Origin of the sequence: Acidovorax sp. HDW3, from assembly GCF_011303755.1 — a bacterium.
Lineage (GTDB): Bacteria > Pseudomonadota > Gammaproteobacteria > Burkholderiales > Burkholderiaceae_C > Paenacidovorax.
Window position 1 is genome coordinate 1,842,385 of record NZ_CP049885.1, and the last position, 23,950, is coordinate 1,866,334.

General features: G+C 64.4%; 22 protein-coding genes and 1 pseudogene. 2 read left to right on the top strand and 21 right to left on the bottom strand.

Going from position 1 to position 23,950, the window contains the following annotated elements:
• Positions 1-17: 17 nt before the first annotated feature.
• The 4 genes from G7045_RS08390 to G7045_RS08405 form a co-directional block, all read right to left on the bottom strand.
• The gene (locus tag G7045_RS08390) at positions 18-2,417 is read right to left on the bottom strand and encodes a decarboxylase (protein WP_166159214.1); all 2,400 of its coding nucleotides are present in this window, start codon (positions 2,415-2,417) and stop codon (positions 18-20) included.
• A 106-nt stretch (positions 2,418-2,523) separates the two neighbouring features.
• Positions 2,524-3,831 (bottom strand): MFS transporter, encoded by a 1,308-nt coding sequence (locus G7045_RS08395; protein WP_240919187.1) that lies wholly within the window; start codon positions 3,829-3,831, stop codon positions 2,524-2,526.
• The gene (locus G7045_RS08400; protein WP_166159215.1) at positions 3,828-4,862 is read right to left on the bottom strand and encodes a methyltransferase; all 1,035 of its coding nucleotides are present in this window, start codon (positions 4,860-4,862) and stop codon (positions 3,828-3,830) included. Before G7045_RS08400 ends, G7045_RS08395 begins: the two co-directional genes overlap by 4 nt.
• 8 nt (positions 4,863-4,870) lie before the next feature.
• Positions 4,871-6,862, bottom strand: coding sequence for a TonB-dependent receptor (locus G7045_RS08405; protein WP_166159216.1), 1,992 nt, complete (start codon positions 6,860-6,862; stop codon positions 4,871-4,873).
• A gap of 223 nt (positions 6,863-7,085) precedes the next feature.
• On the opposite strand from G7045_RS08405, the gene G7045_RS08410 reads away from it, so the two are divergent.
• The gene (locus G7045_RS08410; RefSeq protein ID WP_166159217.1) at positions 7,086-8,030 is read left to right on the top strand and encodes an AraC family transcriptional regulator; all 945 of its coding nucleotides are present in this window, start codon (positions 7,086-7,088) and stop codon (positions 8,028-8,030) included.
• Between the two features lie 538 nt (positions 8,031-8,568).
• On the opposite strand, the gene G7045_RS14920 is transcribed toward G7045_RS08410, so the two are convergent.
• The 3 genes and pseudogenes from G7045_RS14920 to G7045_RS14700 form a co-directional block, all read right to left on the bottom strand.
• Complete coding sequence (locus G7045_RS14920) at positions 8,569-9,051, bottom strand: helix-turn-helix transcriptional regulator (protein WP_370521595.1); 483 nt, start codon at positions 9,049-9,051, stop codon at positions 8,569-8,571.
• Positions 9,052-9,144: 93 nt separating this feature from the next.
• Positions 9,145-9,456, bottom strand: a complete 312-nt coding sequence (locus tag G7045_RS08420; protein ID WP_166159218.1) for an HU family DNA-binding protein — start codon at positions 9,454-9,456, stop codon at positions 9,145-9,147.
• A 72-nt stretch (positions 9,457-9,528) separates the two neighbouring features.
• A pseudogene (locus G7045_RS14700) lies at positions 9,529-9,642 on the bottom strand (DNA/RNA non-specific endonuclease); the annotation flags it as partial.
• Between the two features lie 342 nt (positions 9,643-9,984).
• Here G7045_RS14700 and G7045_RS08425 point away from each other — a divergent pair.
• Complete coding sequence (locus G7045_RS08425) at positions 9,985-10,620, top strand: hypothetical protein (protein ID WP_370521596.1); 636 nt, start codon at positions 9,985-9,987, stop codon at positions 10,618-10,620.
• On the opposite strand, the gene G7045_RS08430 is transcribed toward G7045_RS08425, so the two are convergent.
• From G7045_RS08430 to G7045_RS08495, 14 genes are all read right to left on the bottom strand, one after another.
• Positions 10,544-10,948, bottom strand: coding sequence for a hypothetical protein (locus tag G7045_RS08430; protein ID WP_240919188.1), 405 nt, complete (start codon positions 10,946-10,948; stop codon positions 10,544-10,546). The genes G7045_RS08425 and G7045_RS08430 overlap by 77 nt on opposite strands.
• A gap of 434 nt (positions 10,949-11,382) precedes the next feature.
• Positions 11,383-11,670 (bottom strand): DUF2274 domain-containing protein, encoded by a 288-nt coding sequence (locus G7045_RS08435; RefSeq protein WP_166159219.1) that lies wholly within the window; start codon positions 11,668-11,670, stop codon positions 11,383-11,385.
• Positions 11,667-12,953 carry a TrbI/VirB10 family protein gene (locus G7045_RS08440; RefSeq protein ID WP_166159220.1) on the bottom strand — a complete coding sequence of 429 codons (1,287 nt, stop codon included), beginning with the start codon at positions 12,951-12,953 and terminating at the stop codon, positions 11,667-11,669. The genes G7045_RS08435 and G7045_RS08440 overlap by 4 nt, the downstream gene beginning before the upstream one ends.
• A gap of 2 nt (positions 12,954-12,955) precedes the next feature.
• The gene (gene trbG, locus G7045_RS08445; RefSeq protein ID WP_166159221.1) at positions 12,956-13,963 is read right to left on the bottom strand and encodes a P-type conjugative transfer protein TrbG; all 1,008 of its coding nucleotides are present in this window, start codon (positions 13,961-13,963) and stop codon (positions 12,956-12,958) included.
• Positions 13,960-14,667 (bottom strand): conjugal transfer protein TrbF, encoded by a 708-nt coding sequence (gene trbF, locus G7045_RS08450; RefSeq protein ID WP_166159222.1) that lies wholly within the window; start codon positions 14,665-14,667, stop codon positions 13,960-13,962. The genes trbG and trbF overlap by 4 nt, the downstream gene beginning before the upstream one ends.
• Positions 14,668-14,678: 11 nt before the next feature.
• Positions 14,679-16,055, bottom strand: a complete 1,377-nt coding sequence (gene trbL / locus G7045_RS08455; protein WP_166159223.1) for a P-type conjugative transfer protein TrbL — start codon at positions 16,053-16,055, stop codon at positions 14,679-14,681.
• The gene (locus G7045_RS08460; protein ID WP_166159224.1) at positions 16,052-16,327 is read right to left on the bottom strand and encodes an EexN family lipoprotein; all 276 of its coding nucleotides are present in this window, start codon (positions 16,325-16,327) and stop codon (positions 16,052-16,054) included. Before G7045_RS08460 ends, trbL begins: the two co-directional genes overlap by 4 nt.
• 11 nt (positions 16,328-16,338) lie before the next feature.
• Complete coding sequence (gene trbJ / locus G7045_RS08465) at positions 16,339-17,082, bottom strand: P-type conjugative transfer protein TrbJ (protein WP_166159225.1); 744 nt, start codon at positions 17,080-17,082, stop codon at positions 16,339-16,341.
• Positions 17,083-17,094: 12 nt separating this feature from the next.
• Positions 17,095-19,527 (bottom strand): conjugal transfer protein TrbE, encoded by a 2,433-nt coding sequence (gene trbE / locus G7045_RS08470; protein WP_166159226.1) that lies wholly within the window; start codon positions 19,525-19,527, stop codon positions 17,095-17,097.
• 17 nt (positions 19,528-19,544) lie between these two features.
• The gene (locus G7045_RS08475) at positions 19,545-19,817 is read right to left on the bottom strand and encodes a VirB3 family type IV secretion system protein (protein WP_166159227.1); all 273 of its coding nucleotides are present in this window, start codon (positions 19,815-19,817) and stop codon (positions 19,545-19,547) included.
• Positions 19,814-20,146, bottom strand: a complete 333-nt coding sequence (locus G7045_RS08480) for a TrbC/VirB2 family protein (protein ID WP_055403009.1) — start codon at positions 20,144-20,146, stop codon at positions 19,814-19,816. Before G7045_RS08480 ends, G7045_RS08475 begins: the two co-directional genes overlap by 4 nt.
• Complete coding sequence (gene trbB / locus G7045_RS08485) at positions 20,143-21,183, bottom strand: P-type conjugative transfer ATPase TrbB (RefSeq protein ID WP_166159228.1); 1,041 nt, start codon at positions 21,181-21,183, stop codon at positions 20,143-20,145. Before trbB ends, G7045_RS08480 begins: the two co-directional genes overlap by 4 nt.
• On the bottom strand, positions 21,180-21,644 hold the full coding sequence (locus tag G7045_RS08490) for a CopG family transcriptional regulator (protein ID WP_166159229.1): 465 nt from the start codon (positions 21,642-21,644) through the stop codon (positions 21,180-21,182). The genes trbB and G7045_RS08490 overlap by 4 nt, the downstream gene beginning before the upstream one ends.
• Positions 21,641-23,695, bottom strand: a complete 2,055-nt coding sequence (locus G7045_RS08495; RefSeq protein ID WP_166159230.1) for a conjugal transfer protein TraG — start codon at positions 23,693-23,695, stop codon at positions 21,641-21,643. The genes G7045_RS08490 and G7045_RS08495 overlap by 4 nt, the downstream gene beginning before the upstream one ends.
• Between the last annotated feature and the right edge of the window lie 255 nt (positions 23,696-23,950).

The window sequence follows — 23,950 nt, forward strand, 5'->3', positions numbered from 1 at the left end:
TGTTCCCCTATTAATCCTTACTGGCGGCTCCATGCCGACTCGGACAGCAGGCTCAGTCCGTCACCATCCGAGTTGTGCGCCAAGGCCACCTCGAAGATCGTGATACGTCCGCGTGCAGTGAGCGCCTGACGAATCGCCACCGCATCGAACATGGCCAGGGCCAGGCGCTCAACGGAAATGCCCTTCACCATCGTCATCCGGCCATCGCGTAGTACCGGCAACAGCGTGACCTGCTCCTTGCCGTTCAACGCGTAGCGCTTGTCGAGATAGGCCTGGATCAGCGACAGCACGCCATTGTTGAGGTAGAACAGAGTGACGTTGAGCTGGCTGCCAAGCGGATTGCTGGCGAGGCAGCCGGGCAACCGGTGCTCGATGTTGGGAACCAGCGCCCGCGCGCCATCGCCGACAAAGGCCAGCACGTTCTGGCAACTGGTGGCGGCAAGATAAGGCAAGGCCGTTAGCGCATCGCCCATCAGCGCCCGCCCATACCATCCAGAGAATCCCGGTCCCGTGCGCGGAACGTTACGTACCGCCGAAATTCCGCCTCGCCCCACGTCATAGACGCCGAGATAGCGATAGTCCCGCTGCTCGATCAGCGCGGTCACCAGCTCACCCAGGCATTGGAAGAAATAGTTGGGGGTCATCGGCGAGGTGGGGATGCGGTCCACCGGTACCGCTTCAGGGAGCCGTTCCAGGGTATCGAGCTTGGCTTGCCGGTGGCGCAGCACCTCGGGAGCCACGTTCAGGCGCGCCATCACTTGCCGCAGGAAGTCCGCCACAGGCATCACCAGTGCAATATCGGTGAACGGGGAAATATGGCGGGCCTGCCGGTTCACCTGGACCACCCGCAGCTGGCGCTTGATCTTCCCCTCGGAAAACGGAGTCGCTGCTTGGTCGACCTTGCTCTTCAGGAAGAACACGCATTGCTCATCCGGTGGATTCAGCTCGTCCCCTTTATGTAGAAAGGCATGGATGCGACGGCTGAAGCCATACATCGCCAATGTGCCGAGATAGTTGCGGATGCGCTCGCCCCGATGACAGGGAGCAACGCTGCCAGGATGCACAAGACTGTCGGCAAGGGCGATCCCGGCACGCCTGGCGATCGTGTAGACGAGTTCGCGTTCCTCATCGGACAACGCGCCGCATTGCCACAGAATGTGGACGGGCTCGTTGTTGATCAGGCGTATCACCGCATCCAGCCCGCTGTCGTCAGCGTCATCAGTGGGCGACGGCACCCACTGCGGCGAAATTGGGCCGCCGCTTTCGGTGCGTGACTCCAGCACTGCCTGCGTGGCGAACACGAATACCGGCTTGGCGTGCTGGTTCAACAGGGAAAACGCCAACTCCAACTGCGCGGCAATCTCGTCGGGCTTGCTGATGAAGACACTGGGCAGGCCGCGTGCGGCGATGACGCCATGGCCGTCGTTGTCGATATCCAGGGTGCCCTGAAAGGCAAACCAGGTGCTCTGCGGACTGTCGGCGCAGACGATCAGACCCGGTGCGCCGGCGCGGGCCAGATTGGCGAGCGTGCCACGAAATTCATCGATCATGCCCGACGTGACCACGATCACGTAGGCTCTGCGGAACATCTGCCAGCCGGCCTGCGCACTTGCTGCCAGGGCGTGTTCATTGCATGCGCTGAAGCAGCGCACCGCAGTCCCAATCTGAAGGCTCTGCATCGAATCGATGAGGCTGGCCACCATGGAGCCGGTGTAGTAGTGCACATCCCATTGTTCGCCCCAGTGCTGCCGCATGTAACGATTGATTTCCACCGCAACCCTTCCCGGCGGGATAGCTCCCTGGATGGCGCGCGCCAGAAAGCGGTTGAAATGAGCATGCTCCAGGTGATCCATCAACAGGCGCAGCAGGTCCGCACGACGGGCATGCTGGCCGGTGCCATGGAGGCGCAGTTGCAGGTTGCCTTGCGTGTACCGATGCAGTTCCTGATGCGCCTGGGCCGGCAGATATACCACCACCGAGGCGGGAGACAGCCGCGGTGGATGCTCACGTTTAATGCACTCCGACATAAGCGCCGCCAGCCCAGCCTCCACGTTCGACAGGCCGCTTTCTCCTTGAGCCGGCACTGTGGCATCGACGACGAAAAATTCGACCGAGAGTCGCCCGCTCAAGGCCGATAGACCATTCATGGCTGCCGCAGTCGATGGGTAGTGCAGCAGGCACAATTCCGGGCGAGGTGCCACGCCGCCTGCAGACAAATACTCCGACACATTTGCAATCACAGACTGCAGTACCGCGCTGTCATCCACATTGACGTGTGTGCGATCCGGCTCCACCATGGGCACCTGCTCACGTGACGCCCTCTCGCAAAACGCTCCTATTTGTTCGACAGCGAAAGAAAGGTCCTCTAGCAATGCTGTGTCCGATGAAATAAGGCACACACCGACGGTCTCGACCATTTCGATTCCTTTAGCCAGGGCTCGAGTGAATGACAGGCTGAGAGCATGAGATCCCATGCTGATCGCAGGCTCCCGCGTGACACCAACGCGAGTCCGCCTCCGCACATCAGCCGTTACTCTTGCATTTGATGAACGCGTTGGCATCGCTCACTTGGTGATCGCGCACCGCCCGGTCAATGTGATGCCGCTGTCGCATTGCCAGGGCAAACACGCCCAGCATGGCTAGAGTCAGGCTAGACAGCATGCCTGCGTACCCGAAGCGGTCGAGCATCACGCCAGCCAGCGGAAGCACGAGCAGGCGGCTGAGGGTGAACAGGCTGGCTTGCATCCCATAGTCGGCCGCCTGGTACTGAGGCCGTGTGAACCCCATCATCAGCCCGAACGCGAGCGCCGATGTCGCACCCATGGTGCAGGCCAGCGCAATCGCCCCGACAACGAAGGCTATCTGCCCCGCTCCGCTCCATGCCAGCAGCGCCAGCCCTCCTAGGGCCACAATGTTCAGGCCCGCGAACAGAACAAGGGCACGGGATACACCGATGGACACGATCAACCTTGCCGTCCCAATACTGGCAAGCGCACCGACCGCACTGCCGAGCACCCCGACCACCCATGCCACCTGGTTGGCCGCAAATCCGTGGTCCAGCAACAAGGGTTTGAGATAGATCCATGCCGCACCCACCAGCGGGAAGTAGGACAACAGCAGCAGAGTCCAGGCATTGGCACCCGGTTGCTTGAAGTATCCCGCCAGCAAGGCCGTTCGAGCGGTGATACCTTGTGTGCTTGCTGCTGGGAGCTCGGTCGCCGGCTCCTTGAACACGACAAGCAGGCCGATCCCGATCAGGATAGGTATCGTCATCACAACAAATGGCGCTTGCCAACCCCAGCGCTCATGTACCAAAAGCATCAGGCCGCCGCCGATGATGGCCCCCAGGAAGACCGCCGCCGAGCGAACACCCCCAGCACGCATCCGTTCCGAAGACGGCAGGACTTTAATGGCAAGTGCGTTCACGGGGATGTCGGCCCAGGTGGCCATCAACCCCGCACCCAGTGCCATGAGGAACAGACGTCCGCCGTCGACCGCTAGGTCTTGCTGCCCAATGGCGAGCAGAAGTACCGCGTAGGCCACGCATACGCCTATCGCCCAGATCTTGTAATGACCGGCCGCCCAACGCATACGCTCCACGGGTGCCGCCAGCATGAATTTGAACACCGCCGGTAGCCCCGCCAACTGAAAAAAACCAATTTCGGTACCCGACCAGCCATGCTGGCGTAGCACGAGTGGCAGGCCCAGCACTAGATAGATGCTGGGTGCAATCAGGGCCAGATGCAGAAAGCCAAACATGGCCTGTCGCGCCCCGTGTCGGACGCTGTCATTCATCACGACCAGCGCCGGATTCCGATCCACGGTATTCATCGGCACACCTGCACCTGTACTGGCGCCAATGGAAACAGGTCGCTTTCGAAGGTACCGACGCTGTCGAATCCAGCGGCGAACAGCGCCTCGACGAGTTCCCCCTGGCGTCCGACATGATGGCCGCGCATCAGCAATGGCAAGTAATACGCCAACACTGTGGCGGCCTGCGGCGCTGTGAGCGGAATCTCGGCATGGATGCTGACAAACAACCCACCCGGCGCAAGCGCCGCGCGAATCTTGCGCAACGTCTGCGCGAGATCTGGCACGAAATGCAGAACCGAAGCGCACCAGATGAAATCGTAACCGTGGCCAATGTCATCGCGGGTCAAATCGCCTCCTTGCACCGACAGGCGAGCACCAAGCTGCGCCACCTCGATGTTCTGCCTTGCCACCGCAGCTGTTGGAGGCAGGTCAAACGCGGTGCCATGGCACTCGGGAAGGGCGTGTGCCAACGCAATGGCGACCATGCCGGGACCACAACCGAGATCCAGGAAACGTCGGATTCCCTTTAGGTCTGGTAGGCGATCAATTACCTTCAGCGCCGCCTCGACCGTGACCGCTCTTTGTTCCTGTACGATTTTCGTCCGGGCGAGTGTGGCCCAGCATTGATCGGTCGGCACCGGCGGTGGTGGTTCCTCCTTGTTGGCGCGCCGTTGCAGATGGTCCGACAGCTGCGCGCCAAACTCACGCAGCGACCGAAGGCGAAAGGTCCAGGCGTCACCGCAGTAATCAGGAGAGTGCTTGACGAAATACCGCTTTGCACTGCAGCTGACGCGGTAGCGTTGTGTCGACGCTGCGTCGGCATAGACCTGAATCAGCTCGAGCAGATCCATGCCCCATAACAACTTCAGAACAGGTTCCAGTTTGTTCGGATCGAGATCGAGCCGCACTGCGATTTCCTCGGCGCTGGACTGCTCGGTCAGCACGTCGAACAGGCCGGCACTCAGCGCGGTAGCCAGTGCATCGGCCTGCACAGAGGCCAGTGCGAGATCCCAGCAGGGTTGCAGGGGATGGGTATGTTGAAATTGCATGACGATTCTCACAGATGCCAGGTCAATCGCAGGCCCACTTCACGTGGCGGGCTGTAGATCGTGGTTGTGCCATTCAGAAAGCCGATGGTGTCGTACTTCTTGTTCCCGGCGTTATGGACATAGGCGGACAACTCGGTGTGTCCGAAGGTGTAGCCCGCCATCAGGTTGACGACGCCGTACCCGGCACGGCCATATTTGTTCGCGGCATCGAGATAAATCTTGCTGGCGCCATTGAGGCGAGCTTGGACGTACCAGCCTTGCGGCGCGTCGTAACGCACGCCGAGGTGCCCGGTGGCATCCGATGCGAGCGGGCTGTGATTGCCCTTCCAGTCGTTGGTGCCGTCCTTGAACTCGCGAAAGCGCGTGCGATTCAGTCCGAGGGCCGCCTGAATCTGCCAGCCCGAGCCCAGCAAATACTGGAATTCAGCCTCAACGCCGACCGGACGCGCCGATGCCGCATTGGTGAGGAACATTTGACCGGGCGAGCCGATTTGCTGAACCTGCATATCCCGCACGTCCATCAGGTAGACCGCCGCGCCGTAGCGCAGCCGCCGGTCCAGAAGCCGCCCCTTGGCACCAAGCTCGAATGAGCGCACCCGTTCCGGCTGGTAGCGCCGATAGGCCTCGGGAGCAAACGCATTGAAACCTCCTGCGCGAAAGCCGTCGGTGACGCTGGCATAGACTTGCGCATCCTGCCGCCATTGATATTGCAGGGCCAACTTGGGCGAGAAGTGGGTCCAATCGCGCGACTGTTCGCCACCTCCAGACAGGGCGAAGCGCACCTCATCCCGCTCGATGCGACCGCCGACAGTGACCACCCATCGATCGGCCAGCGGGATACTCCAGTGGGTAAACAATGCCGTCGAGTTGCCTTTTTGCGTGGCGGAGGCCGTTGTCGAACCCAGCGGAATCTTCTGCCCGAAGCTCAGATCGTGATCGTCGCGGTCTGCGTAGAAACCCGCCAGCCATTGCGCCTGGCCAAACCGGCCCTCCAGACGGAACTCCTGCGACAGCGTCCGAAAATGGTGATTGCGGCTGACATGCAAAAGGTCCGCAGGCATGAAGTCGATGTCCTGCTTGATGCGGTCGGTGAATTCGTTGTTTGCCGTGACTGAGCGCAGACGCAGGCCGGGCGCCAACTCGTGCGATACGTCGAGCGACACGGTGCGCGCGGTCGAGTTGTTCCAGCTGTCTGTGCCGGAGCGAACCGTGCCGCGCGGCGCCGTCACCGCTCCCCACAGGGAGCCTGCATCGCGATAGTCCCGCTGGGCATAGCGAAGCGTGGCATCGGTTCGGTCACCAGGCGTCCAGCGCAGCACCAGGCGGCCATTGTGGCGTTCGCGGTCATCCTCCTTGTGTCCCTTGAAGATGTTGTCGATAAAACCGTCCTGCTCGAAGAACTCGCCGGCCACACCCAGGTAAAGCGTGTCCTTCACCAGCGCGTGGCTTGCATCGAAGCGCAGTGCACGCTTGTCGCGACTGCCGACCTCGGCAGAAACGACGGCATAGGGATCATTCCCCGGCTTGCGCGTGACGATGCTGACCACGCCGGCCTCGGCATTGCGCCCGTACAGCGTGGACTGCGGCCCGCGCAGCACCTCCACCCGCTCGATGCCCAGCAGGTTGTCGTCAAAGCCCTGTCCTCTCAGGGTCGGCACGCCGTCGACCACGAGTGCAATCGAGGACGAAAACCCCATGATATTGGCCGTCAGACCTCGCATCACCGGCGGCTGCAGGCCCGACTGCCCCGACGATTGGAAGGTGAAGCCAGGAGTCATCTGGGCTACACCTTCAAGGCTGTCGATTCCAGCGGCTTCCAGATCTTCACCGGCAAACGCAGAGATGCTGGCCGCCACCGTTTCAAGTGACTGGGCCTGCTTGTTAACCGTCACGGTCACCGCTGGAAGCTCGATTTCCGCATGCGCCGACGCGCCGAAGCTCGCCAGCAGAACCGGCAGCCAAAGTCGCCTAGCATGAAGATCTGTACGGTTTGACACCATTTCCTGACCTCAAATAGATAGTTGTTGCTCAATTCGCTTCTTGTTAGACAGAGAAGCCCTCGCCCCTTGGCAACCATGTCATCGATAGGGTTGACGACAGATGCCTGATAGATAATGATATTTCACAACAAGAATGATTCTTATTCCTGTTTGTATCAGAACCAATGTATTTCGTATGCAATCCGTGCGGTTGGACTGGAGGCACGGCGCACGAGGAGGTCATATGCCATACCGGGTTTCACTCGAAATCTCGAGACGTCGGGAAACACGACAAGAAGGTTGGGAGCGGCAACAGCTGCCGGATGAACTAGGTGATTGCCTGACGGATAGCTTCCATATTGGACCCGGCATCAGCCTTCTCCGGACTCGCTACCGACCACAGCAGGATCTTGTAGAGGAAAGTCTCAAGCAGTTGGAACAGCCGGTTCTCGCCATCACGTTCGGGTTGGTCGGTGAATCGTTGTTCAGAAGCCGGTACGGTACGGAGCTGCACTTCCAAAGAGGCCATACCACCGTTTCGACCTTCCGTTGCATCCAAGGTGAACGTCACTACCGGTCCGATCTCGTGGCGAGACAGTTGCGACTGCTGATCGGAGCAGAAATACTGAGCCACTACCTAGGCGAAAAGACCTGCAAATTGCTTTTGGATGGAAAGGGGGGCGTACAACTGCTGGCACATCGCCCGACAACTGGAGCCAGCCTGGCTCACGCCAATGCCCTGCTAAAAGAAACGGAAAACGAATCCCTAGACAAGTTGCAGACCCACATTCATGTCCTCGGCCTGCTGGCCGAGCAACTACGCCACCTAGACCTGCAACTTCCGAAGCGCATGCCGCGTCATTGCCAACGCGACATCGAAAAAATCGACGAGGCCAGGGCGATTCTGGATGCCCGAATGGACCAGGGCCTGACGGTCTCCGAACTAGCCGCCGCCGTCGGCCTCAATGAATGCAAACTACGAGATGGCTTCCGTCATCGCTTCAATATGAGCCCCCACCGTTTGCTTCTGGAAGCGAGAATGAAGAAGGCTTGGCAGTTGCTGGAAACCGGCTGCCAGGTGGCCGAGGCGGCGTATTCGGTCGGCTATGAGCATCCCAGTAACTTCAGTGCTGCCTTCTCGCGGTTTTTTGGTTGTGCACCAAAATCCGTGTTCGGGCCGAAACGCTGAGGCACTTATGAAACGCCGACCAAACAGAGTCAGCAATTAATTCTGCAGGCATGGACATACTGACCCGCGAGCACGCGAAAGCCCCGCACGAACAGCTCCTTCAATCGGGACGACGCGCTGGAAAAAAACACTCGATAGGCCCAAATACCGCCGACGATGAAAACGATGTAACCCCATGTGCTGCGGGGAAAAATGATACAAAGAACCAATGCGGCTATGGCCGCAATAACGCCGCTACTTGCCTTTGTCTTTTCTGCCATCCCGTTCCCTCGCACTTGAAAGGCGCATCTGCGCTGACCCAAAAGAGTGCGTTACAGTAACAGATTGTCATCTGTAGGGCGAAGGATTTCGGCCATACACCAACGGTCCAACTTCCAAGTGCACAGAGCAGACCTATGCATGCGCGCCTGCGCGGCTACGGAAGGCAACTTATACGGTTTGCGTGCTGAACAGTTACTGATCGAGAACCAAAAAGCGCGACAGTTTTCAAGACGACGGGGCAGTGGCTTCCGATACGACCCGATCGCGCCGACAAGGATCACAATGAACCCGACTCGTCCACCCGGCGAGCGATCCATTCACGAACCGCTCTGGCAGACCAAGAAGCTGCACGCTGACCAATCTTGATTGAGCGCGGAAACTGCCCACGTGCCATTTGGTCATATAGCGCGGAGCGGCACATCCCGGTAAGGCGAAGAACCTCTGGCAACCGTATCAGCCGGTCCCCCTCCCCTGCGAGCACCTGCTGCATACCAGGCTCTCCATCGAGCAGCAATGACAGCGCTTCCTGCAACAGCTGCACTGCACGATCCTGCGCAGTGTCATTCTTCCTCCCTGGCCGACGCCGATTTTCACTGTAGATTCCAGTCTGCATGCCGCACTCCTCTAAACCACGCGGCGCCAAGCCGCATGCTCCACAGAGTGCCCAAGAAGTCCAGCAACTCCAACCCGCCCTAGCGCAGCTCAGCGAAAACCGTCCAACTGAGCCGACAAAAGCCTGCCGCTTGGAGATATCAGGCATCGCTCTATCAAAAAATTTCGGTCTTTCTTGAAGGTGTCACCGTGGCCGGTGATCGCCTTGCGCTGACTTCAGCCGTGGCCGAGAACGCTGTGCTTACTTCCCAGCCTTCTCCGCCTTGCGCTTGGCAGCCTTGGGATCCACCACGGCCTTGAACTTGGCACCCGCCACAAACTTGGGCACCGTGCTTGCTGGGATCTTCAGCGCTGCTCCCGTCGAAGGGTTCTTGCCTGCGCGGGCCGCACGCTTGGCGGATTTGAAAGTTCCAAAGCCCACCAACTGCACGGCATCTCCCTTCTTGACGACCGTCTGGATGGTGTCAATCAGGGTTTCCAAAACCGCATTGGCTGCGTTCTTGGACAGGTCATTCTTGGAGGCCAGGATGTCAACGAGTTCTGCGCGGTTCATGGAGTCTCACTGTGAAAAAAGGTGGAGAAGAACGCTTTATAACGCGACCACGGATGCCGACCTTGTCGCCACTCAGTGCTGCTGTGCGATTCTTGGCAAGAACTCCACCCCCGTCCTCTTGACCAGCTCCTGGTAGCTGATGGGCCGACTGACCGTCTCCCCCTCCCGGTTCTCCTGCCAATGCGCCTAGGCTTGCAACGGGAAAAAAACAAGCACAGAGAAAGAGGGCCGGACCATGACATAGCGCTGCGGCCAAAGTCCGCTCTGAGTCGCCCGAGGCGGTTCACAGCAGGCCCAAGTAGTGCTGTAGTGCGTGGCTCAAAACCATGCCCAGATACGGCGCAGCAATGCGGGAGCCGGTCGGGCAGGACGGAATACATAGCGGGTTGGTTTGTACGTGGCCTTCTCGGTGGTAATTTTTAGATACTGTACAAAACATCAGCATCATGCGTAAGAGTGCCACCGCACCTCTCCACCCTCTCGCCCAAGGCGTGAGAATTTGCGCGCTAGCGTCCTCTGCTCCACCTGATGCCCCCAGCCCTCGCACCTACCGACCTCCGGGGCTTCCTCCTCACCCGCCACTGGCGTGATCTCCCAGACGGCACCGAGATCGAATACTGGCTGGCCACCGACGAGGGGCCCAAGAAGGTGCTCCTGACCCAGCAGATATCGGTCGCTTTTCTGCCAGCCCGCCACCGGGCTGCGGCACAGGCCCCACTGGCGAGCTTGCAGGGCCTGGAGGTGAAGGAACTGGGTTTGAAGACGTTCGATCAGGAGCCTGTCCTCGGTGTCTATGCCCGCCGGTTCCGCGATCTCGGCAAGCTGGCACGCGCACTCCAACCTCTGGGGATACCGCTCTACGAAGCGGATATCCGTCCGCACGAACGCTACCTGATGGAGCGGTTCATCACTGCCGGTGTTCTGCTCGAGGCAGGCCTGCGGGAAGAATTGACCATCATCAACGGTCGGTTGAAGCCCGCGTCCGGTTGGCGCCCGGCGTTGAAAGTAGTGTCGTTGGACATCGAGACCAGCGCGACCGAGGAGCTGTACTCGATCGCACTGGATGGTGCGGGAGACCGAGTGGTCTTCATGCTGGGGTATGCACGTTGTAGCGGTGCAATTCCTCCGCGATGGGGCCGCTGGGACCGGGCAGCTCCACGATGACCTGCTGCTCACGCAACAGCGCCAGCAAGTGCACGAGGCTGGCACGCAAGTCGCCATGGGTGCGCAACGCCGTCGCATGGCAATCGCATCGAGGCACGTGCGAATCCAGGAACAGCTCGACGAGGGACTCGTCAATCTGATCGGCAGCCAGCCGACATCGTGTCATCCAATGGGCGAAGTGCGCCAACGCTCGAAGGTCCGTTGCCACGGTGCCCTCTGCGTACCGGCCTCGTTCCATCAACGCCTCGAACGCCTCGACATATAGCGACAGCGGGCCATCCAGTAACCAGGCCCTGGCCAACGGGTGCAGCGAACGGATTGAATCCATGGTGATCTCCAGTTGTGAGATCACCAGTCTTGTGTCGGCCCCTGGCTTATGTCCAGATCACGAAGACCGCCGCTGTCAGTGGCATAGACGAATCCATGTACTCAGCTCGATCGACTTCGGCAACTGTTCATAACTGGGACCTGCGCATAACAGCCTCGAGCGGGCATCCGGAACAATTCAAGAACGAGAAATCCCGGTCCCAGGCCAAAGCGGAGACCTTAGTTACCATGCGGCAAGGGTGCCTCTTTTACGCGCAAAGCAAATCCCCGGGAGCCATTATCCGAATAGATCCAGGCAAAAACTCAATAGAAGTGCTTGACGAGCTGCGAAGCAAGTCACCCGCAGAGCGGGCCACACGCCTGAGCCTCTACAGCGAAACCGGGGCTTTATTTTCAATCGCAAGAGGCACTGCACGTCGCACATGGAGCATTGCTCTACACATCCAGTTCGCGCCGCTCCTCCCCCTGTCCATCGGGCCGCTGCTTCGCGGAAGTCACCCCGCTGGACGGACCCACTCTGCGAAAACCCCGGTCCCGAGCCATGAACGCCTCCAGCATGTGCGGAATCAGTGCCATGGTATCCACCGCCTCCCCATAGGCCTGCGCATGCAGCGCTGCATACCGGTCCAGATCCGCCTTGAGACTTGCTGTGCAGGAGAAGGTCAGCTTGACGCTCTCCGTCCTGGGCAGCGGGCCCAGCCGCAATTTCCTCGGAGTGCTCATCGTGGACCTCCCCTGCCACCACTGACGAACAACGGTTGATAAGGCCGCAGCACCAGATCCCGGTTCACGATCACCCGCACCGCCAGCCCCGGCCGCGCAGTCAGCGTGGGCTGCAGGTTCAGGTTGCGCCGCGTCATCTCCTGCCCCACCTGGTTCACGCTGTCCTGCAGCCCATCGCGCCCCGCGATCACGACGCGGTTGCCGTTCTGCCTGTTTTCGGGGGCGGACAGCTCGGCGCCCACCCCCAGCAAGGTCGTCAGCGCCGCCCCTGCTACAACCCTTCCCCAGTGCCCGTCCACCCCATCCTCCAGTCCGGCGCGCCCCGCCGGATCGGTGCCCACGAGATTGTCGAGCGTGAGCGACGAGGTATCCGGCAGGACGATGCGGTTCCACACCATCTGCAACCGGCTCTGCCCATAGCTCACCTGGCTGTTGTAGCGACCCAGGATGCGCGAGCCCTGCGGGATCAGCAGGTGCCCCCCAGTGGCCGTGTCGTAGACTGGCTCGGTCACGGTGGCGATCACGTCTCCCGGCAGGTCCGACTGGACTCCCGTCACCAGCGCTGCAGGAATCACCGTCCCGGCCATCACCTGGTAGGGAGAGGCAGGCATCTGCAGGTTTCCTGAATTCCGGGTTCCCGTGGATCCGCCTTTCAGGAAGGTATCCTTCTGCTCCTGCCGGTTCTGAACAGCCGTGGGGTCCGCCGGCTGGGCCGCCGTCGAGGCAGGCCCCGCCGCCAATGGCTCGAATCCCGCCAACCCTGATGCCGCCGCAGGTGCTGCCATCGCCGCGGACTGCGCAGCTCCCTGCCCTGCCTGCGTTACCCCCGTGCGGAAAAACACCGGCGAGCCTGCTGCCGCCTCGGCCTCCTTGCGCAGCGCATCCGCCGGATCATGGCCCGGCGGCGCGTAGCCTGGCTCCACCGGCCCCTGCGCCTTCACAATGGCCGGCCCCAGGTCCCCCGGCAACGGAGGTCCAAGCCGAGGCACCTCTGGCGGCTGCATTCCGCCGTAGTCGGCCGGCAACCGGTCCAGCCCTTCGGACTTGGACACCCGATCGACGTTGTAAAGCTCCGAGGGATTCGCGCCACGCCGGTGGCTGCCCTGCAGCGACCAGATGGTGGCGCCCAGTACGGCCGCAGCCAGGGAACCCACGAGAACTGCCAGCATGCGCCGGTTCAACCGCGTCACGGGTCGCGGCGCAGCGCGCAGCGCCACCGATTCGGGTGTGACCTTGGCCGGTTGAGGCGGGGTGGCTGCGTTGGAAAGGTCGCGGCTGTCCATGGTCAAAGCCGTCCACCAACACCGTCCGTGCGCTCGATGCGCACCACGTCGCCATCCCGGCCCCCGCCTCCACCCAGGCGCAGCTCGGCCGCGCCGAACAACCGGTCCACGATGTAGTACGGCGGCCGGAAGCGGTAGTTCACCAGTTGTCCGTCCCCTTGCGCCCCGATCACGAACAAGGGCGGCAGCTCGCCCTGGGCGATGCCGGCCGGGAATTGGATGTAGACCTTCTCGCCATCATCGAAGGCGCGCAGCGGCTTCCAGGCCGGATTGCCACCACCGATGGCGTAGCGGAAACGCAGCTTCTCCAGCGACAAGCCGCTCTCGATGGGCGCAGCTGCCTGGGCCGCCTGCGCCTGACGCTGCAGAGCCAGCATCTTGTCCTTCGGGTACTCCCAGGACACCGAGGCCATCCAGGCCTTGTCGGTGGAGGTCAGCTCGACCAGGTAGGTGCGCCGGCTCGTGGTGATGACCAGGTTGGTCTTGAGACCTGAGCGGATGGGCTTGACCAGCACCTTCACGCGCAGCGAATCGCCCGCGCCGCTGGCCGTGTCGCCCACGATCCAGCGCACGGTGTCTCCGGCGGCGACCGTCACCAGTTCCTCGCCGGGCTGCAGCGCTACGGCCGTCACCCTGCCCGGCGCCGCATAGACCTGGTACAGCGCCCCGTCGGTGTAGGGCCAGACCTGGATGGCATTCACGTAGCCCTCGCGCGTGGGTGCCACGCGGGCCTCGGCGTTGGCACGCGCTACGCGGGCCTTTTCGTCGTTGGGCTCGGGGGCGGGTTGGGCCTCGCCGCCCTTGGGCAGTGGTTTCATCTGCCCCGGCAGGGGCAGCACCTCGGGCACGGCCACGACCTCGATGGGCTTGGGCGGCTCGGGCAAGGCCTGGGCCTGGACGGGCTCATCGAGCGCAATCGATGGGGGAGGCTTGCCCTGAGTTCCGCAGCCCGTGGCCAGGAGGGCCAGCAGGACCAGCGGCAGGGCGCGGTAGGGGATTCGTGCATTCATGGTTTCTTCACTCCTTCGCTGGTATCGAGTTCCCGGCTCCAAGACAGGCCGTTGACGTAGATGCCCAATGGGTTCTTGCGCAGCCGCTCTTCGGTGCGCGGGGCTTGCAGCACGATGGACAGCACGGCCGTCCAGCGCTCCAGGCCGGCCGCCTCGCCATTGACGTAACGTCGCTCGGTCCAGCGCACCTGGAACGAGGCATCGCTGGCGCGCACCACGCTGTTGATGGCCACCGTGACCGAGTGCTGCCCTATGCGAGAAAACGGGTCCGCGACCCGCGCGTAATCGTTAAGCGTGGCGGCGCCCTTGTCCGTGGTGTAGTCGTAGGCTTCGAGCCAGTTCTGTCGCACGACGATGGGATCGATGGACAGCGAGCGCACGTCGGTGACGAAGCGCGCCAGGTGAAACGCAATCTGAGCGTCGCTCGGCTGGTACGGCGTGGCCGCCTCGCCCACCGCGCGCACCTGCCCGGCCTGGTCCACCTCGATGACGTAGGGCGTCACGATGGACTGTGCCGAGCGCCAGACCAGGCCGCCGGCCATCAGAAGGGCCAGCGCCAGGGAACCAAAGGCCATGAACCGCCAGTTCCGGGCCTGCACCCGGGCCGAGCCGATGCGCTGGTCCCAGGCCTGTCCGGCCGCCTGGTAGGGGGTGACGGGTTCGGGGGTTTCCGAATACCGCCGCTGGGGTCGTTGGAATCGCATGGCAGCCCTCCTCAAGGATTGGATTCATCACGCAGGCTCGGAGCAACGCCGCCGCCCGCATGGTCGCCGGCACGGATGGCATGCACGGCCGTGGTGGCCGCCTGCGTGGCCTGCTGGCGCCGCCGCATGCGCCGGGCCCAACCCGGCTCAGACACAGGTGCCGGGGGCGCCACATCCTCGGCACCACCCACAGAAGCGGTCTCCCCAGGGGGTGACACGGCTTCGGAGACAAACCCCGTCGCGCGGTCCTTCATTGCCTGGACGCCAGCCGCCACCCGCTGGCCCACGGCGCCGACACCAGCCTTCGCGGCATGGGCCGCGCCCGCACCGGCCGCGCGGACACCCTCCGCCCCCGAAGCGGCAGCACCTGCCTGGTAGGCCGATTTCACGCTGCCCGCCGCTGCCTGGGCGGTCCGCGCCACCGAGCCACCGCCACCGATGGCCGCCTTCGCTGCCCCAGGCGCCATGCGCGCACCGGCCGCCACCGCAGAACCCGCGCCCGCCACGGCCGCGCCACCAGCGACAGCCAGCCCTACCGCTCCCAGCGCCGTGCCCGCCACCGCACCGGCGCCCAGCTGCGGCCCGCCCGACACCAGTCCCGTCGCGATCCCCGGCCCAAAGATCCCCAGGCCCAGCATCGCCAGCGCCGCCAGCATGATGACCAGCGCATGGTCGATAGACGGCTCGGCTCCCGGCGCCGTCGTGAATTCGGAGAACAGCCCCGACCCGATCCCCACGATCACGGCCAGAACCAGCACCTTGATGCCCGAGGACACCACGTTGCCCAGCACCTTCTCCGCCAGGAAGCTGGTCTTGTTCCACAGAGCGAACGGCACCAGCACAAAGCCCGCGAGCGTGGTCAGCTTGAACTCCAGCAGCGTGACGAACAGCTGCACCGCGAGCACGAAGAAAGCCACGATCAACACCAGCCAGGCGAGGAACAGCACGGCGATGGTGTCGAGGTTCGCGAACACCTCCGGGAACCCCACCAGCTCGCTGATCTGCGCCATGATGGGCCGCCCGGCATCGATGCCGACCTTGGCCAGGCGCCCGGGCTGCAGCAGCTGTGCCTGCGTCATTCCGGAACCCGAGGCCGTGAGCCCCAGCCCGGCGAAGGACCGGAACACGATCCCGGCCAGTTGGTTGAAATTGCCCAGGATGTAGGCGAACGCCCCCACGTACAGCACCTTCTTGACCAGCCGCGCGATCACGTCGTCGCCCTGCCCCGACGCATGGCTCATCGCCCAGTACAGCCCCGCCAGCGTCACGTCGATCACCACCAGCGTGGCCGTCAGAAAACGCACCTCGCCGCCCAGCAGCCCGAAACCCGAGTCGATGTAGCGCGAGAACACATCCAGGAAGCGGTCGATGACCGCGACGTCGTTCATGGCGCCTTGTCCTGCGCGGCCGATGCCTCGGGCGCGGGAGCCTGGGCCGGCGTGTATGGCGTCCCGCCGCCCATGAAGCGCCGCCGCGTGGCCTCGGCCACCGCATTGCACTGTGCGTCGCCCACCTTGGCATGGTGGGTCTTGCACTGCGCACGCAGTTCCTTGAGCCGCGCGGGATCGGCGACCAGGGACTCCACGGATTCGATGGGGACCGGCTTGCCGCAAGCCGTGAACGCCAAGACGACGGTCCCCAGAAGAAACAGCTTGTTCATGGCCTTCCCCCTCATTGCCCGTATAAACCCACGGCCACCGGAGCGTAGGGCGTGCCCTCCCCCTGGAAGCGCCGCCGCACCTCGCGCGCCCGCTCCTGCACCGCCACCTGGCGGGCCTGCTCCAGCGCAGCGGCCCTGTCCTGAGTGATCTGCAGCTGCTGCGCCTGCATGGCTTGGCGCGACTGCAGCGCAAGCAGCTGGTTCGTGGCCTGCATCGCCTGCAGCGCACCCACAGCCGACTGGCTCCGGTTCACCAGATCCGTGAGCGTGCGCTCGTCGCTCGCGAAGTTGCGTACCGCTTGCGACTGCACCTGGGTGGCAGTGCGCAGCGCTTCGAGCGACTGCTGCCAGCGCTCACGCGCATCAATCGCCATCTGCCGGCCCGACACGGTGGCGGCGTATTCCTTCGGATAGAGCCTCCGGAACTCGGCCTCCATGTGCGCCATGTCGAAGGCCAGCCCCTGGGCCTGGCGGATGAGTTCGTTCGTCGCGGCCAGCGCCGCACGCAATTCCCCCAAGGCGCTGTGATCCAGGCTCGCCAGGTTGCGTGCCTGGTTCTGCAACTGCTTGATCTGGTTGTTGATCTGCTCCAGCGTACGCGCGGCCGTGAGCACGTTCTGCGAATAGTTCGAGGGATCGAACACGATGCGCCCGCCGCCCAGGAAGGCTTGGGCGGGCATGGCGGTGCCGAGTGCCAGCGCAGCGGCAAGCGTAAGCGCCGCCTTGCGGCGGAGGAACAGGGACTTCAAAAGCATGACAGGACTCCTTCAGGTGGTTGGAAACGGTGGAAACGTGGGAATGAGGTCGGCGGCCCAGTCCAGGCCCCGGTGGCGCAGCCAGGCAGCCGCGAAGCTGGACGGTGTGCCTGCGGCAGCGAGGGCCTCCTGGATCCGGTCTATCTCCCGCTGGTCCTCAGGCGAGGACGCCCCCGCGAAGGCCAGCGCCACGGGCCCCAGCCCCAGGTCGAACACCCGGTTGCCCAGCCGCGACTGGTAGTAGTAGTCGCGCTTGGGCGTTGCCTGGGCCACGATCTCGATCTGTTGGCCGTTGTGCCCGAAGCCCTCGTAGACCGCGCGGATCTGCGGCTCGAAGGCCTGCGGGTTGGGCAGGAAGATGCGGCTCGCGCAGCTCTCCACGATGGCCGGCGCGATGCTGGAATCGCGGATGTCGGCGAGCGACTGCGTGGCGAAGACCACCGATACGTTCTTCTTGCGCAGCGTCTTGAGCCACTGGCGGATGCGCGCCGCGAACACCGGGTCGTCCAGGAACAGCCAGGCCTCGTCGAGGATCAGCAGCGTGGGCGCTCCGTCGAAGCGCTCCTCGAAGCGAGCGAACAGGTAGGACAGCACGGCCAGCGTGGCCGCGCGGCTGGGCATCAGCTCCTCCATCTCGAAGCACTGCACGGGCGAAGAGCCGAGCCGGTCCACGTCCGCATCGAGCAGTTGCCCATGCGCACCGCCCAGCACATAGGGCTGCAGTGCCTGGCGCAAGGCGTTCGACTGCAGCAGCACCGACAGGCCCGTGAGGGTGCGCTGCTCCACCGGGGCGCTGGCGAGGCTGGCCAGGGCCGACCACACAGCGTCGCGCTCGGCCGGTCCCACGGCCACACCCTCGTGCGCGAGGCGCCCTTCAACCCACTCCGCGGCCCAGGCGCGGTAGCCATCCCGGTCGATGCGCGCCAGCGGCTGGAATGCGATCCGCTCGTCGGGCCCGAGGTCGTAGTGCTCACCGCCCAGCCCCAGCACCGTGGCCCGCATCGAGCGTCCCATGTCGAAGGCCAGGACGCGCCCGCCCGGGTAGCGCCGGAACTGCAGCGCCAGGGTGGCCAGCAGCACCGACTTGCCCATGCCCGTCGGGCCAACCACCAGCGTGTGGCCCACGTCGCCGATGTGCGTGACCAGCCGGAACGGCGTCGCGCCGTCGGTGCGCGTCACGATCAGCGGCGGGCCATCGAGGTGGGCATTGCGCTCCTGCCCCGCCCACACGGCCGATACCGGCATCAGGTGCGCGAGGTTCAAGGTCGAGACAATGGGCTGGCGCACGTTGGCATACACGTGGCCCGGGAGGGAGGACAACCAGGCCTCGACCGCGTTCAGGGTCTCTGGGATGGTCACGAAGCCCCGCCCCTGGATGGTCCGCTCCACGGCCCGCAGCTTCTCGTCGGCGGCCGTGGCATCGGCGTCAAGCACCACGACAGTGGCCGTGACAAAACCGAACGCCACCTGATCGCCACCCAACGCCTGCAGCGCCGCATCGGCGTCCTGCGCCTTGTTGGCAGCATCCGAATCCACCAATGGGCTCTCCTGCTGAAACACGGTCTCGCGCAGCAGCGCCACGATGTTCTTGCGCTTGGCGAACCACTGGCGGCGCAGGCGTGCCAGTTCCTTCTCCGCCTCGGCCTTGTCCAGGCAGAGAAAGCGCGTGCACCAGCGGTAGCCAAAGCCCAGTCGATTGAGATCGTCCAGGATCCCCGGCCAGGTCGAGGTCGGAAAGCCCCGCACCGTGAGCACACGCAGGTGCTGGTTCCCGAGCATGGGCGCAAGACCGCCCACCAGCGGCTCGTCGGCCAGCAGCGCGTCCAGGTGCATTGGCACCTCGGGTACGGCCACTGCCTGGGAGCGGGTGGAAACCGTGCCATGCAGGTAGGTCAGCGTCTGGCCATCAGAGAGCCAGTCCAGCTCCGGCACCACGCCATCGAGCAGGTCCAGGAAGCGGTCCGTCTCGGCCACGAAGGCCCCCAGCCGTTCCCGCCAGTCCACGCCTTCGGCCTTGCGGTGCTCGTAGAGCAGGTTGCCCGCGCGTGAGCGCGCCTCCTCGGGCGGCAGGTACAGCAGCGTCAGGTGGTACCCGCTCTCGAAATGGCTCCCCGTCTCCTCGAAGGCGGCGCGCCGCTCCTCGTCCACCAGCCAGGACAGCGGCTCCGGAAACCGCGACCGCGGATAACCCGCAGCCTCGCGCCGCTCGGCCTCCACGAACAGAGCCCAGCCCGAACCCAGGCGCTTGAGCGCGTTGTTCAGCCGGGCCGAGGTCGCGATAAGTTCACCCGGCGTGGCGCTGTCCAGGTCCGGCCCACGGAAACGCGCCGCGCGCTGGAAGGAGCCATCCTTGTTGAGCACGACCCCGGGCGCGACCAGGCCGGCCCAGGGCAGCCAGTCGGCCAGCAGTGCGGGGCGCCTGCGGTATTCAGCGAGGTTCAGCATCGCCTGCCCTCCCCGCCTTACACGTCCAGCAGCGGACGCTGCTTGATGTGACGCGCGAACACCGGCATGAACTGCGGGTCCATGCGCGCGCCCCAGACCGCCAGCGTGTGCCCCGCAATCCAGAGCACCAGGCCCGGAACCCACAACTGCAGGCCCAGGCCGACGGCAGCGGCCAATGTGCCATTGGCGATGGCCACGGTGCGTGGCGCGCCGCCCAGCAGGATGGGCTCGGTCAGCGACCGGTGCAGCGGCACCTCGAAACCCGGCGGCAGGCTGTGGGGCAGGTTCATGCCAGCACCGCCCCGCCCGAGAACGAGAAGAAGGACAGGAAGAAGCTCGACGCCGCAAACGCAATCGACAGCCCGAACACGATCTGGATCAGCCGCCGAAAACCACCCGAGGTGTCGCCAAAGGCCAGCGTGAGCCCGGTGGCGATGATGATGATCACCGCGATGATGCGCGCCACCGGACCCTGGATGGATTCCAGGATGGACTGCAGCGGCGCCTCCCAGGGCATGCTGGAGCCGGCGGCCTGCGCCGGAACCGTGAGGGCCAGCAGCAGGGCAGCCAGGGCCGCCGCCCGCAGGCACGGATGTACAGAAAGACGTGGATGCGTCATGAAGATTCTCCCTTGGTGGATGAAGTTGAAGATGGCGAATGCGATGCAACGACCTGCTGAATTGACGGAAACGGCGGCCCAAGCGAGCCATCGAGCTGGTAGCCATCGCGGTCATGACCAATGACGCGCACGATCTCGCGTACCCGGCGCGCATGCCCGCGCCCTGCGATAAAGACGATCACATTCACCGCCTCGGCGATCAGGGCGCGTGGGACGGTCACAGAGACCTCCTGCACCAGTTGTTCCAAGCGAGTGAGTGCTCCTCTGGCCGAACCTGCGTGCACCGTGGCGATACCGCCTGGATGCCCCGTGCCCCAGGCCTTGAGCAGGTCCAACGCCTCGGCGCCGCGCACCTCGCCGACCACGATGCGGTCGGGCCGCAGGCGCAGCGTGGCGCGTACCAGGTCGGCCATGGTGGTGACGCCCGGCTCGGAGCGCATGCCCACGTGGTCGTCGCTACGGCACTGCAGCTCCACCGTGTCTTCGAGGATCAGGACCCGGTCACCGGTGTCGGCGATCTCGTCGAGCAGCGCATTGGCCAGCGTGGTCTTACCGGTGCTGGTGCCACCTGCCACGACGATGTTCAGGCGCTCGCGCACTGCGGAGCGAAGGAAGGCCGCTTGTTCCTCGGTCAGGATGCCGTCGTCCACGTACTGTGCGAGCGTCATGATGCGCAGCGCTCGCTTGCGGATCGCGAACGAGGGCGCGCGCACCACGGGCGGCAGAACGCCCAGAAAGCGCTCGCCTGTCTCTGGCAGCTCGGCCGAGAGGATGGGCAGGCCTGCATGCACTTCCACGCGCACATGGGCCGCGACCAGCCGGATGATCCGCTCGGCCACCGCTGGCGGCAGCGCGGCGCCGGTGGGTTCCCGGCCCGTGCCCAGCCGGTCCACCCAGAGCGACCCGTCAGGGTTCAGCAGCACTTCGACCACCTCGGGGTCTTCGAGCGCCGCAGCGATCTCCGGCCCCATGGCCGTGCGCAGCATGCGGATGCGGCGCTGCGCGGGTTCGGCGGGTAATATGCTGGCGCCGGTCATGTGCCACCCTCCCCGCCACCAGGCGCAACCGAAGCTACCGGAGCATCCCCATCCAGGGGACCGTTCTCCTCATGGATCTCACGCACCAGGCTGCGCCCGCGCTGGATGTGGCGGGCCAGTTGTTCGATGAACTGCGCATAGCGGGCGCGCCCCTGGGCGCGCAGGGCTTCCTGCTGCTGCTCAGGCACCGGCAGGGCCACGGTCAGGTAGTGGCGCAGGTACAGAGCCACGGTCTCTATCAGGATGGCCTGGTCGCGCTCCAGGCGCTCGAACTGGCGCGAGAGCCGGTCCAGGCGCTTGGCCGTCGCCGCCTCACGCTGGTCCGTCGCATCGGGTGACAGGAAGGACGCCAGCGCTGCCGCGATCACCGAGGACTTGGAGACGCCCCGGTGGGCCGAGAGGTCCTCCAAACGCCTGGCGTGCTCGGGCTCGACGAAGATGTTCAGGCGAGCGCGCGTCACAGGACAATCCCGTCGTCAGGATCCAGGGCCGCCAGGCGCGCGTTACGCACCAGCTGGCGGTCCAGGTCACGCGGCAGCAGGGGCGAGCCGTCGTCATCGCGCTCGTCCTCCAACAGAATCAGGTCCTGCGCCCCGTCATCGCGCGAAGGCACGAACACAGCCTCCAGCTCCGGCTTGAGCTGGTGTCCACCCTCATCGGCCACACCGCCCACGCCGCCTGCCATGGCAACCGAGGCGGCGGCCAGCACTGGCAACATGCTCCAGTCATCCGGCCGCCCCGCCGGGCGATCGGCATAGCCGCCACCTGCCAGCACAGGCGCAGGCAGCACCCGTACCAGGAAGTTCCGATCCTGGTAGTAGCGCAGCTTGCGCGCCCGGATGGGCGCGTGGCCCGAGACCATGACCACGGCATCGTCGGGGGGCAGCTGCATCACCTCGCCCGGCGTGAGCAGGGGCCGCGCCGTCTCCTGGCGCGAGACCATCAAATGGCCCAGCCAGGGAGCCAACCTATGGCCGGCGTAGTTGCGTTGGGCGCGCAGCTCGGTGGCCGTACCCAGCGCGTCGGAGATGCGCTTAGCCGTGCGTTCGTCGTTGGTCGCGAAAGCGATGCGGACGTGGCAGTTGTCCAGGATTGAGTGATTGGGGCCGTAGGCTTTGTCGATCTGGTTGAGCGACTGCGCGATCAGGAAGGCACGCAGGCCGTAGCCCGCCATGAAGGCCAGTGCCGATTCGAAGAAATCCAGGCGCCCCAGAGCCGGGAACTCGTCGAGCATCAAGAGCAGCTTGTGCCGGCGCTCGATGCCATCCGAACCGTCAAGCGACTCGGTCAGGCGCCGCCCGATCTGGTTGAGGACCAGTCGGATCAACGGCTTGGTGCGGCTGATGTCCGAGGGCGGCACCACCAGGTACAGCGACACCGGATGTGCCGAGGCAATCAGGTCGGCAATGCGCCAGTCGCAGCGCGAAGTGACCTCGGCTACCGTGGGATCGCGGTACAGGCCCAGAAAGCTCATGGCCGTGGACAGCACGCCCGAACGTTCGTTCTCGCTTTTGTTAAGCACCTCCCGTGCAGCAGAGGCCACCACCGGATGCGGTGCACCACCCTGCTCCGCCGCCAGGTGCGGCGTGGTCATCATGCGGTGCAGCGTCACCTCGAAGGGACAGGCCGGGTCGGAGAGAAAGTTGGCAACACCACGCAACGTCTTGTCCTCGCCGGCATAGAGCACGTGGAGGATGGCACCCACCAGCAGCGCGTGGCTCGTCTTTTCCCAGTGGTTGCGCCGCTCCAGTGCACCCTCGGGGTCCACCAGGATGTCGGCGATGTTCTGCACGTCGCGCACCTCGTGCACGCCGCGCCGCACTTCCAGCAAGGGGTTGTAGGCCGCGGAGCGTGCGTCGGTCGGGTTGAACAGCAGGCAGTGCGAGAAGCGCGCACGCCAGCCCGCCGTGAGATGCCAGTTTTCGCCCTTGATGTCGTGGACCACGGCAGAGCCGGGCCAGGACAGCAGCGTGGGCACCACCAAGCCAACCCCCTTGCCCGAGCGCGTAGGGGCGAAGGCCATCACGTGTTCCGGCCCTTCATGGCGAAGGTAGGCGCCGTCCCGGCCGGGTGCCCGGCCGAGGAACACGCCGGCTGGAGCGGTCAGCCCGGCCTTGTCAATGTCCTCGCGTTCGGCCCAGCGGGCGGAGCCATACGTGGTGACGCGCCGCGCCATGCGCGAGCGCCACACCGCCATGCCGATGGCCACACCCGTCGCAAGCAGACCGCTGGAAGCCGCAATGGCGCCGCCGCGCGAGAAAACCTCAGGCGCATAGGCGTCGTACCAGTACCACCACTCGAACAGCTTCCAGGGCTCGTAGACCGGAAGGCCGGACAGCTCAAACCAGGCGGCGCCCAGGCGCGGCTGGTAGCCCAGCGCATGCGCCGTCCATTGCGTGGCCACCCACACGCCGCACACAGTGACGCCCATGACGGCCGTGATCTGGCCAAACAGGATGCCGGTGTGGGCGGAAGATGCCCGCTCCTTACCCCCCTCTGATCGAGATGCCATGCCTGCTTGTTCCTTCGGCGCCAACCTGCGCCATGCGCATGCGCACCCCGTGGTACGCATGGCGAGAGTCTGGAACCGATGCGCCGCGCGGCCCACCCATCCGGGCGTAGCGCAGCGCAGGCTGGCGGGCTGGTCTCAGGACAACGCCGTTGGTTGGCTGGATTCAGTGGCCCAGGAACACGCTCCCGGCCTCCCTGGGCGGGAAGCATGCACCCCCTGCGACCTCATGTCCAAGGCCGATGGCGCAGGCCCTGG

Coding starts and splice junctions, on each gene's coding strand:
- trbE (WP_166159226.1), bottom strand. CDS start 19,527: ATGCTGAACCTCGCTGAATACCGCAGGCGCCCCGCACTGCTGGCCGAC.
- G7045_RS08405 (WP_166159216.1), bottom strand. CDS start 6,862: ATGGTGTCAAACCGTACAGATCTTCATGCTAGGCGACTTTGGCTGCCG.
- G7045_RS08460 (WP_166159224.1), bottom strand. CDS start 16,327: ATGAACAAGCTGTTTCTTCTGGGGACCGTCGTCTTGGCGTTCACGGCT.
- trbL (WP_166159223.1), bottom strand. CDS start 16,055: ATGAACGACGTCGCGGTCATCGACCGCTTCCTGGATGTGTTCTCGCGC.
- G7045_RS08425 (WP_370521596.1), top strand. CDS start 9,985: ATGCCCCCAGCCCTCGCACCTACCGACCTCCGGGGCTTCCTCCTCACC.
- G7045_RS08440 (WP_166159220.1), bottom strand. CDS start 12,953: ATGGACAGCCGCGACCTTTCCAACGCAGCCACCCCGCCTCAACCGGCC.
- G7045_RS08475 (WP_166159227.1), bottom strand. CDS start 19,817: ATGAACCTGCCCCACAGCCTGCCGCCGGGTTTCGAGGTGCCGCTGCAC.
- G7045_RS08430 (WP_240919188.1), bottom strand. CDS start 10,948: ATGGATTCAATCCGTTCGCTGCACCCGTTGGCCAGGGCCTGGTTACTG.
- trbB (WP_166159228.1), bottom strand. CDS start 21,183: ATGACCGGCGCCAGCATATTACCCGCCGAACCCGCGCAGCGCCGCATC.
- trbG (WP_166159221.1), bottom strand. CDS start 13,963: ATGAATGCACGAATCCCCTACCGCGCCCTGCCGCTGGTCCTGCTGGCC.
- trbJ (WP_166159225.1), bottom strand. CDS start 17,082: ATGCTTTTGAAGTCCCTGTTCCTCCGCCGCAAGGCGGCGCTTACGCTT.
- trbF (WP_166159222.1), bottom strand. CDS start 14,667: ATGCGATTCCAACGACCCCAGCGGCGGTATTCGGAAACCCCCGAACCC.
- G7045_RS08400 (WP_166159215.1), bottom strand. CDS start 4,862: ATGCAATTTCAACATACCCATCCCCTGCAACCCTGCTGGGATCTCGCA.
- G7045_RS08480 (WP_055403009.1), bottom strand. CDS start 20,146: ATGACGCATCCACGTCTTTCTGTACATCCGTGCCTGCGGGCGGCGGCC.
- G7045_RS08420 (WP_166159218.1), bottom strand. CDS start 9,456: ATGAACCGCGCAGAACTCGTTGACATCCTGGCCTCCAAGAATGACCTG.
- G7045_RS08390 (WP_166159214.1), bottom strand. CDS start 2,417: ATGGTCGAGACCGTCGGTGTGTGCCTTATTTCATCGGACACAGCATTG.
- G7045_RS14920 (WP_370521595.1), bottom strand. CDS start 9,051: ATGCCTGATATCTCCAAGCGGCAGGCTTTTGTCGGCTCAGTTGGACGG.
- G7045_RS08435 (WP_166159219.1), bottom strand. CDS start 11,670: ATGAGCACTCCGAGGAAATTGCGGCTGGGCCCGCTGCCCAGGACGGAG.
- G7045_RS08410 (WP_166159217.1), top strand. CDS start 7,086: ATGCCATACCGGGTTTCACTCGAAATCTCGAGACGTCGGGAAACACGA.
- G7045_RS08395 (WP_240919187.1), bottom strand. CDS start 3,831: ATGAATACCGTGGATCGGAATCCGGCGCTGGTCGTGATGAATGACAGC.
- G7045_RS08495 (WP_166159230.1), bottom strand. CDS start 23,695: ATGGCATCTCGATCAGAGGGGGGTAAGGAGCGGGCATCTTCCGCCCAC.